The organism is Pseudomonas sp. NFACC43, assembly GCF_900119645.1.
Taxonomy (GTDB): domain Bacteria; phylum Pseudomonadota; class Gammaproteobacteria; order Pseudomonadales; family Pseudomonadaceae; genus Aquipseudomonas.
In genome coordinates this window covers 1-4201 of the sequence record NZ_FPKK01000037.1, presented here as the reverse complement: position 1 = coordinate 4201, position 4201 = coordinate 1, and the positions used below count along the sequence as shown (strand labels likewise).

The following is a 4201-nucleotide window of genomic DNA, read 5'->3' as shown; positions in this document are numbered from 1 at the left end:
TCCCCGACCCGCCGCACCTCGACCCGCGCGGCGGGCTGGCCCGTCCAGCTATGGCCGGTGCCGGAGAACACCGGTTTGCGGTCGGCGCCTACGCTCACCGTGAGGGTCGGGACCGGAACGGGGACTGTGACGGTGAACCTGTCGGCCCAATCGGAGTAAATCCAGCCCGCCCCATCGACAACCCCTTGCCGGGCATCCATCTGGCGGGCGGATGAAGGTGGCTGGTCGGGCCAGTCAACGGACCACCCCTCGCTCGTTACATTGGTATGCAGCTGCAGGGCACCGCCAGTGATATAGATCTCGACCCGGGCATCCCGGTAACCCGTACCGGAAAACCTGACAGTCCCGGGGCTGGGATAGGACACCTGGACAGGTGGCAGTTTCGCAGGCTTGATCTTGAAAGCCCGGGCGACGCTGCGCAGTGAAGTGACGCCACGGTAGGTCTGCTCGGCCACCAGCGATGTGGGGCCGGCTGCTGGCATACGAACGGTGGCGCTCCAGGCACCGCCTGCGCCTACATTCCCTGCACCGACACTGGTCTCATCCCAATCAACTTTCACGCTGACGGTGGCACCCTCCATCCCGCCTGTTCCCGATAAGGTGAAATTCATGTCCTGAGCGGTTGAGGCTGAAGGCGAGGTGATAGCCAGTGTGTTTATAACAATGAAGGAGCGGTGCTCCTGCGCGTATTTGACGGGGCCGTTCCCGACCCGATATGCAACCTGAGCGGTGTGGCGTCCAGTGGTCAACGCCTTACCCTGAGCCTCCCAGGTTTTGCTCGTTCCCACCGTGACGGTTTCGGACAGTTCGTCACCAACGTTAGGGATAACCGTCCATACCTGCACACCAGAAGCGCCGTCTCCTTTGAACACAAGCAAGTCGGCGCGCACGACAGAATCCGCCGTGGGTATCCTGAGTGTCATAGGAACCACTTTGACTGTTGCCTGGTTTGAATCGGCCCCCGTCGCTCCTCTCCACTGGAGAGCGAAGAACGTCAGCGTGCTCGCTCCGCTCGGCATGTTGAATGTAGCTTTCCAGTCGCCACTTTGCTCGATCGTGGCGAAGCCCAAGGTCGAGTAATCCCTGACATCATAAACAATGAGGGTGCCAAGACCGTACATTCCGCCTATTCCCGTGACGCTCACCGAAGAATCGGGGGGAACATCCCCAGGCTGATTGATGTAGGGGGCCAACGGGCGGTATAACGTAGTTACATCTCCCGTCATATTGACGTCTTTGACATCATCCCTGTCGTAAATAAAATTGAAATGTATAAAAGCACCCTTTACATTCCCCTCTACGGAACGGGTATGAACAAAAGAATGCCATTGACCATCTTGAATGCCACCATCATTCAAAAGTTGATCCCATCCCGTATCGCCTTTGGAAACAAGCTTCAGCTTAATATTTCCTTTCTTACGACCATTATCTTTCGCCCGATATCGCAGAGTCTTTACGCTGAGCGACCTTCCATCGTTTGACCAGGTGTATTCCACCTCAAGGTCTGCCCAATAACCTGAGTCAGCTGCTCTTATTGTTATGTTTGCACGGGTTTCAGTGAGTTCACCGTCATCGTCGACGGCACTGATAACTTCGCCTTGAGTTTCTGGCGAGCCTGCGGGCAGGCTCTCTTCGATACCGTCGTCACTGCCCATGCTTCCCCCCGTTTGGGAATACATTTCGGCTGGCAACATTGCCACGCCGTTCATGGGATAAGTGAATGACAACCTGGCGCGCCCGCGCACCTGTTAGATATGACAGTGCCGACAAGCGGTGCTGGGCGCGAAACCGGGGTCAAACAGGAGCGAACGGCGCCTTTGTCGAAAATGCCATATCTGCATGAATATTAAATTTCTATGCCGAAAAACTCTAAGCGCCTGTAACTTATTACAGTAGACCGGCCTGCAATATCCGCCCACCCTTATATTCAAGCAACCATCACAGTTTGACTTTAGATACGAACTCCCTTTTTTCGCCAACCTTGACTTCGGTAATGAATCCGCGCTCTCTTAAATTCAGGAATTCCGCTATGCAAGACGACGATTTCCCCCAAAATGCTGCGCAAGCCTCTGAACGGAGCGCCTCCGGCTTAATCGTGAGCGTTCCAAACGCCGTCTATAAAATACATAGCAACCTGGACAACTCCATGATTGTTGATATGTCGCTGACAGAAAGCAGCGCCTCTACCCATAACGTCAAACTGTATAGCAACAGCAACGCCACCGAATCCACTTGGAAATTCTATTCCATACAAGTCACACGCGACTTATCCATGTATCTGATTACGAACGGACGTAACAACCTGGCCCTAGGAAAGTCGCCTTACTACGAAGATGAAGAAAATGCAATCGCCTCACGCAACGACTGGCGAAGTAGTCAACTTTGGCTTCTGAAAGACGCGGGCGGCGGCTTTGTTTATTTAGAAAATCAATGGGCAAGCGATGTTCTGGATGTGCGGGGCGGCGGCACATCGAACAATACCAACATCATCATCTATCCTTATGGCGGCTCCGCCAACCAGAGATTCAAACTGGCGTATGTAAGGGAACTTTGACCTGTTTAACCTTTGTGAGCGCCAGGCATCGATTGCCTAAAGCGTAACGTCCAGGCTCCCATCGACCTGAACCACTTCAAAACGCGGGCTATCGCCCCAGTCCGTTCCACTCTGCCGCGCCTTCGCCCAGTGCGAGCCGGGGGCCAACGGTGCTTCGGGCGCGCCCGTCCAGGCACCGTCGGCCACCGGGCGATCCTGGGCCATCAACTGCCGGGCATCGAACCAGTACGACACATCGACGTCCTTGCCGGCCGCGCCGGTGCCTTCGAAAAACACCTGCCCGGCAAACCAGTGACCGGCCTCGGGCGAGGTGAACGTCGGGGCCGGGGATAACAGCAGTACCTCGTGCGCCGCGCTCCAGCCGGAGCGATAACCTTCGCATTCCTGCTGCACCATCAATGAATGAGTGCCGGCCGCACGCGTGATAGCGATGGGAATCGACCAGGTGCGGTTCGCCTGCACCTGCGCCCTGCCCAACAGCGTGTCGGGCGCGTCGCTCCAGGCCACTTCCACCCAATCGCCGACATAGCCATGGCCGGAAATCGTCGCTGTCGCGCCGAGGTGCTGTTGCAGCGCCGGGGACTCGATGAGCGGGATGGCCGGCACGGCGGTGAATTCATGTTCAGGACCGAAATCGGAGGGTTTGCCCTGAAAAAACTGTTTGGCCCGCAGCGTGTAAGTGCCCACCGGCAAATGGGTTTCATAGGACCAGTAGCCATCGACACCTCTGGCCCGCACCGTGGCCAGCGGCTCATCCGCGCCGTCGAGCCACAACTCGACCGTCGCGGTGTCCACCCCTGACGCCTTGCGGGCATAGCCGTCGATGATCGAGACGCGGGCCATGGCATCCCCCGGCTGGGGATACTCGATGGTGGGCGGGAACAGGATCACCGTGAAGCTGGCCGGTTCGCTTTTCTCGGAAGGAAATTCGCCATACTGCTGGATGGCGTAGACCTTGTAATCGTCAAACAAAAGGTCTTCCCGAATGGGCACCGACCATTCGTTTCCCGTGACTGGGGCTTCGCCGAGGGGCCTTTCCGAGACGAACTCATGCACCCGCATCGTCGCCCCCGGAATGCCACCGGTGCCCCGGATGACCGGGTTGTGATCCACGTCTTCATCGATGGGTGAAGTGATGACCGGTTTCAACACGACGATATCGAACGGCTGGAGCACCTCGTCGGAAGTCTGGCCGCCGAAGGACTGTTTCACCCTGGCGGTATACGCGCCGGGCATGAAAGGTTCGTCTCGGGTGAAGCTCCAGGTGGTACCGCTCACCACTGCGTCATAGGGCGAATCCGGGTCGCCGTCGAACCACAGCTGCACCTGCCCACCGTCCAGACAGGCGCCGGAAAAATGCGGCGTCAGGCCGTCGTGGCGAAACTCCACGGTGGGCACCGGGGCCCTGATGGTGAATTCCCGTGAGGCGGTGGGCTCAGACCGCAGGTCACTGCTCTCCCCGGCCGGCTTGAACAGTTGCCAGGCTTCGACGAAGTAGGTCCCAGGGTTCCAGGCTGCGGTGGCGATGCTGGACCAGGCGTTGTTCGCCACATTGGCAATCGGCGCGGCAGGCGTCGACTCCCCGACCCGCCGCACCTCGACCCGCGCGGCGGGCTGGCCCGTCCAGCTATGGCCGGTGCCGGAGAA

The 4201-nt window shown here is 58.2% G+C and carries 1 protein-coding gene and 2 pseudogenes; 1 reads left to right on the top strand and 2 read right to left on the bottom strand.

Features of this window, described 5'->3' with window-relative positions:
* Nucleotides 1-1655, bottom strand: a pseudogene (locus BT179_RS26195) (hypothetical protein); the annotation flags it as partial.
* Nucleotides 1656-2029: 374 nt separating this feature from the next.
* On the opposite strand from BT179_RS26195, the gene BT179_RS26190 reads away from it, so the two are divergent.
* Nucleotides 2030-2554, top strand: coding sequence for an RICIN domain-containing protein (locus BT179_RS26190; RefSeq protein ID WP_072432393.1), 525 nt, complete (start codon nt 2030-2032; stop codon nt 2552-2554).
* A 36-nt stretch (nt 2555-2590) separates the two neighbouring features.
* Here BT179_RS26190 and BT179_RS26855 read toward each other — a convergent pair.
* Nucleotides 2591-4201: pseudogene (locus tag BT179_RS26855) on the bottom strand (hypothetical protein); the annotation flags it as partial.